The sequence below is a fragment of the Flavobacterium sp. genome, from assembly GCF_044349645.1.
GTDB lineage: Bacteria > Bacteroidota > Bacteroidia > Flavobacteriales > Flavobacteriaceae > Flavobacterium.
In genome coordinates this window covers 1-5,215 of record NZ_JBIKQP010000053.1, presented here as the reverse complement: position 1 = coordinate 5,215, position 5,215 = coordinate 1, and the positions used below count along the sequence as shown (strand labels likewise).

Sequence of the window (5,215 nt, the reverse complement as noted above, 5' to 3'; positions counted from 1 at the left end):
GCGCTTACAAGCTTTATGAACTTCAGTTGGGAAGCAAGATTAGGTCCTAAATCGTGATAATGTAAAAAGGCATCTTTATCGTGGCCTACATTTACAAAAGCAGCGTTAAGTCCAGCAACTGGTTTTCGTATTTTGGCAATAAAAATATCGCCAACTTGGAAATTGCTTTTTTCTTCTTCCTTGTGTAATTCAATTAGTTTTCCATCTTTTAATAAGGCAAAATCTACGGCTTCAGAACTAGATCTGATGATTAATTCTTTATTCACGCTGTAAATTTTTATCCGAACTTTTGGTTGTCGGTTGTTGGTTGTCGGTTGTTGGAAAATCCATCAACTAGCAACTATCAACCATCAACTTTCGAGTAAGGATGGATTAAACAATATTTTAACAGGTATTGAACCCGGCGAGACTTTGATTTTCAAATTCCAATTCATGATTTTAGATTTTTCAAATCTGCAATCTTAAATCCGCAATCTAAATTCCTAAATCTCAATTTCAATGAACTTGGTATTCTAAAATAGAAAAAGTAGTCCTAAACTACTTTTTCTTCTTGTGACGGTTAGCTCTCGCTCTTTTTTTACGTTTGTGCGTCGCTACCTTATGTCTTTTTCTTTTTTTACCGCTTGGCATATCTTTTCTTTTTATTGATTAATAAATAATTATTTTGTTTTGTTATTTGCTTTTACTCCTTCAACAAATACTTTAGCTGGTTTAAAAGCTGGAATGTTGTGAGCTGGAATTTTAATTGTAGTGTTTTTAGAGATGTTACGCCCTGTTTTTTCTGCTCTAGTTTTGATGATAAAGCTACCAAAACCTCTTAAATATACATTATCTCCACTTTCTAAAGAGTTTTTAACCTCTTCCATTAATGTTTCAACTGTTGCCTGAACGTCTCCTTTTTCAAGACCTAGTTTTTCCGAAATCTTTGCTACGATATCTGCTTTCGTCATTTTCTTTCTAATTAATAAAGTTCTACTTTTTTTTGAGGTTGCAAATATATGAATTAAAAAAACAAATATTCAAGCATAAACCATTAAAATTTAACAACATAAAAAATTACTTTTGCATTCTAAATAATAGAATGTGATTTTTTCCAACTCATTAATTAATTGGTATTTAAATAATAAACGTGATTTGCCTTGGCGAAATACGGACAATCCTTATAATATATGGTTGTCGGAAATCATGCTACAGCAAACAAGAGTTGCCCAAGGGTTACCATATTATTTAGATTTCATTACCACTTTTCCAACGGTTTTTGATTTAGCAAAGGCGCCCGAGGAAAAAGTTCTAAAACATTGGCAGGGTTTAGGATATTATTCAAGAGCTAGAAACCTTCATTTTACTGCGCAATATGTTGCGAATGAATTAAAAGGAGAATTTCCTAATAATTATAAGGACTTATTAAAACTAAAAGGAATTGGGGAATATACCGCTGCTGCAATCGCCTCTTTTTCCCATAACGAAGCAGTTCCTGTAGTAGATGGAAATGTCTTTAGAGTGCTTTCCAGATATTTCGACATCGAAACTGACATTTCATTGGCTACAGCCAAAAAAGAGTTTTCTGAATTGGCTTTGGAATTAATGCCAAAAAACGATCCCGCAACTTTCAACCAGGCCATTATGGAATTTGGAGCTTTACAATGTGTTCCAAAAAGTCCAGATTGCAAAAATTGTATTTTCAATAGCAGTTGTGCCGCTTTGCAAAAGAAAAAAGTGCAACACCTTCCGGTGAAATTGAAAAAAGTGAAAATTAGCTACCGCTTTTTTAATTATATAGTTTTTGAAGACGATAAATTAAAAACCCTTATTCAGAAAAGAGATCAAAAGGGGATTTGGCAAAATTTATATGAATTTCCACTCATTGAAACCGAAACCGAATTAAATTTAGATGCCGTATCCGAATTGATATCCGATAAATTCAGTTCTCAATACAAAATAAAAGGAATTTCAAATTTGAATTCAAAGGGTAAAATACATAAATTATCACACCAACATTTGAATATAAATTTTTGGAAAGTAAAAGTAAAAGGGGAAATTTTAGGCGCTATAAATAAAAAAGACATCAATAATTTTCCATTTCCAAAAGTTATTTTTAATTTTATAGAAGAGGAATACACTGAATTAAGTTAAAATAGCGTACATTTGGAATTACTAAAACTTTCAAAATAAGATGAACGGAACAATAAACAAGGTGATGCTGATTGGCTACCTAGGCGATGATGTTAAAATGCACTACTTCGATGGGGGTAATTGTATTGGTAGATTTCCTTTGGCAACAAATGAAACTTATATCAATAAAACTACAAATGAGAAAATAAATACAACTGAATGGCACAATTTAGTGGTTCGTAATAAAGCTGCTGAAATTTGCGAAAAGTATTTATCTAAAGGAGATAAAATCTATGTTGAAGGTAGAATAAAATCACGCCAATGGCAAACAGAAGAAGGATCAACCAAGTTTACAACTGAAATTCAAGTTACAGAATTTACTTTTTTAACTACAAAAAAAGAATCTGAACCATTTAAACCAACTAATTCTGATTCGCCAACAGGCCTATTAGATGATTCGCCATACTAATTGTTTAACTAATCCCATTAACTTTGGACCCGGAACCTCCCAGTTTCACTGACATTTTTCAAAACATAGATTCTAATTTGCTTTTTGGTACAATTGGAATTTTTGTTTTGCTTTTTATATCGGCATTGCTTTCCGGTGCCGAAGTAGCCTTTTTTTCTTTGTCCCCAAAAACTATAGACGATCTTTCTAAATCCGATTCTTCTAAGGGGAAATTGATCCTATTATTAGTTGACAAACCTAAAAAATTATTAGCAACGCTTCTTGTTGCGAACAATTTTATCAATATTGGTGTTGTAATATTGTTCTCCTTTATAAGTACAGGTTTATTTTCAGTAATTGAATCGGAATTAATTCGGTTTATTTTAGAGGTAATCGTGGTTACTTTTCTAATTTTATTATTTGGCGAGGTGCTTCCAAAAGTCTATGCCAATAGAAACAATTTGAAATTTGCTGAATTTGTAGTTCGCCCTTTGTATATATTGGATAAATTGTTAACGCCAATTAGTTCTCCAATGAGAGCAATGACAATTTATTTGCATGAAAAATTGGGAAAACAAAAAGCCTATTTTACGGTTGATCAATTGTCGCAAGCCCTTGAATTAACTTCTTCCGAAGGTTCCACTCACGGTGAACAAAAAATATTAGAAGGAATTGTAAACTTTGGGAACACTGATACCAAACAAGTTATGAGCCCAAGAATTGATGTTTTCGCAATTGAAATCAACGAATCATTTGATAAAATTCTTCCTAAAATAATTGACAAAGGTTATTCGAGAATTCCGGTTTACAATGACAATATTGACCATATAGAAGGCGTTCTATTCGTTAAAGATTTAATACCACATATTGATAAAGTCGATTTTGACTGGAAAACGCTTTTGAGGAAACCATTTTTTGTACCTGAAAATAAAAAATTAGATGATTTGCTGAAGGAATTTCAAACCATGAAAAATCATCTTGCAATTGTGGTTGATGAATATGGCGGAACCTCAGGATTGGTTTCTCTCGAAGATGTAATTGAAGAAATTGTGGGAGATATTAGTGATGAATTTGACGATGACGACATCCCATTTACTCAAATAGATGAAAAAAATTATCTATTTGAAGGCAAAATAAATCTCAAAGATTTCTATAGAATTATTGATGTAGACGAAACACTATTTGAAGAAAGAAAAGGAGAAGCGGAAACTCTTGCCGGATTTTTATTAGAAATTCAAGGTAATTTTCCTAAAAGAGGAGACCAATTTATATTTGAAAACTGTTTGTTTAAAATTGTTTCTATCGACAGAAAGAGAATCAAACAAATAAAAGTAACTATAGAATAATTACAAATGTTCAAAAAAAACATAGTATTAATATTACTTTTCACTTTTGCAATTTCATTTATTAGTTGCAAAAATGAGACTATTCCTAAACCAGCAAGTTATTTGAGATTGGATTATCCAATTGCGGAATATAAAAATTATGAAAACGATTGTCATTATACTTTCGATATCAATTCTAATGCAATAATTACCGAAAAAGGAGATTGTAATTTTGAAATTACCTACCCAAAAATGAAGGCTACCATTTATTTGAGTTATAAGCCGGTAAATAATAACATTAAATTATTACTTCAAGATGCTCAGAAATTGACCTACGAACACGTTATTAAAGCTGATGATATTTTGGAACAACCATATATAAATTTTGAGAAAAGAGTTTTTGGAATGTTCTACCAAGTTGATGGAAATGCCGCTACCAACACTCAATTTTATGTAACAGACAGCACTAAAAATTTTGTAGCAGGGTCGGTTTATTTCTATGCAAAACCCAATTTTGATTCAATAATGCCCGCGGCAAGTTATATCAAAAACGACGTGCAGAATTTAATGGAAAGTCTGAAATGGAAAAAATAATTTAGATTTATTTATTCGAATAAAGTTTCGAAACGTACTTCCCAATTACATCAAATTCTAAATTAACCTTAGTGCCAACTACAAAATCATGAAAATTAGTATGCTCATAAGTGTAAGGAATTATGGCAACACTAAATTCATTTTTCATCGAATTTACAACTGTTAAGCTCACCCCATTAACAGTAATTGAGCCTTTCTCTATGGTTAGATTATTCAAACCAGGATCGTATTCAAAAGTAAAATACCAGCTTCCATCAGCTTCTTTTACAGCTTTGCAAATTCCGGTTTGATCCACATGGCCTTGAACAATATGGCCGTCCAATCGGTCTCCCAATTTCATAGCGCGCTCTAAATTAACAGTTGCGCCAATTTTCCAGTCTGATAAATTTGTTTTGTCAATAGTTTCTTGAATAGCAGTTACCTTGTAATCGTTATTTTCAATTGAAGTGACGGTTAAACACACGCCATTGTGAGCAACACTTTGGTCGATTTTTAACTCATTGGTAATCGCTGAGGTAATGGTAAGATGAACGTTTCCGCCTTCTTTTTCGATTGCTTTTATTTCTCCAAGGGTTTCTATGATTCCTGTAAACATTTGTGATATTATTTTACTAAATTTGCGTTTCAAAATTAGCAATAAATAACGTGTAGTCATGATAAAAAAAGCAGAAAATATAATCGTTGGAATTTCAATAGGAGATTTAAACGGTATTGGAAGCGAAGTGGTGCTAAAAAC

6 protein-coding genes and 1 pseudogene are annotated in these 5,215 nt (G+C 31.9%); 4 read left to right on the top strand and 3 right to left on the bottom strand.

Annotated elements, in window-relative coordinates; all coding sequences use genetic code 11:
• Together AC9UFV_RS08890 and AC9UFV_RS08885 are read right to left on the bottom strand one after the other, a co-directional pair.
• A pseudogene (locus AC9UFV_RS08890) lies at positions 1–266 on the bottom strand (ribonuclease E/G); the annotation flags it as partial.
• A 393-nt stretch (positions 267–659) separates the two neighbouring features.
• Positions 660–950 carry an HU family DNA-binding protein gene (locus AC9UFV_RS08885; RefSeq protein WP_509521911.1) on the bottom strand — a complete coding sequence of 97 codons (291 nt, stop codon included), beginning with the start codon at positions 948–950 and terminating at the stop codon, positions 660–662.
• Positions 951–1,083: 133 nt separating this feature from the next.
• Here AC9UFV_RS08885 and mutY point away from each other — a divergent pair, with 133 nt between their 5' ends.
• From mutY to gldD, 4 genes are read left to right on the top strand one after another with little or no spacing between them, the layout of a single operon-like run.
• A complete protein-coding gene (mutY, locus tag AC9UFV_RS08880; protein WP_509574957.1) occupies positions 1,084–2,133 on the top strand; it encodes an A/G-specific adenine glycosylase in 1,050 nt (349 codons plus the stop codon).
• A 40-nt stretch (positions 2,134–2,173) separates the two neighbouring features.
• Complete coding sequence (locus tag AC9UFV_RS08875; protein ID WP_509574955.1) at positions 2,174–2,581, top strand: single-stranded DNA-binding protein; 408 nt, start codon at positions 2,174–2,176, stop codon at positions 2,579–2,581.
• A 23-nt stretch (positions 2,582–2,604) separates the two neighbouring features.
• The gene (locus AC9UFV_RS08870; RefSeq protein ID WP_509574953.1) at positions 2,605–3,906 is read left to right on the top strand and encodes a gliding motility-associated protein GldE; all 1,302 of its coding nucleotides are present in this window, start codon (positions 2,605–2,607) and stop codon (positions 3,904–3,906) included.
• A 6-nt stretch (positions 3,907–3,912) separates the two neighbouring features.
• Positions 3,913–4,479, top strand: a complete 567-nt coding sequence (gene gldD, locus AC9UFV_RS08865; protein ID WP_509574951.1) for a gliding motility lipoprotein GldD — start codon at positions 3,913–3,915, stop codon at positions 4,477–4,479.
• Between the two features lie 7 nt (positions 4,480–4,486).
• Here the strand turns inward: gldD and AC9UFV_RS08860 are convergent, their stop codons facing one another.
• Positions 4,487–5,074, bottom strand: coding sequence for a riboflavin synthase (locus tag AC9UFV_RS08860; protein ID WP_509574959.1), 588 nt, complete (start codon positions 5,072–5,074; stop codon positions 4,487–4,489).
• Positions 5,075–5,215 lie beyond the last annotated feature (141 nt).

What these genes read in the sequence shown, in the direction of transcription:
- AC9UFV_RS08885 (WP_509521911.1), bottom strand. Translation starts at nt 950, where the DNA reads ATGACGAAAGCAGATATCGTAGCAAAGATTTCGGAAAAACTAGGTCTT.
- AC9UFV_RS08860 (WP_509574959.1), bottom strand. Translation starts at nt 5,074, where the DNA reads ATGTTTACAGGAATCATAGAAACCCTTGGAGAAATAAAAGCAATCGAA.
- AC9UFV_RS08875 (WP_509574955.1), top strand. Translation starts at nt 2,174, where the DNA reads ATGAACGGAACAATAAACAAGGTGATGCTGATTGGCTACCTAGGCGAT.
- gldD (WP_509574951.1), top strand. Translation starts at nt 3,913, where the DNA reads ATGTTCAAAAAAAACATAGTATTAATATTACTTTTCACTTTTGCAATT.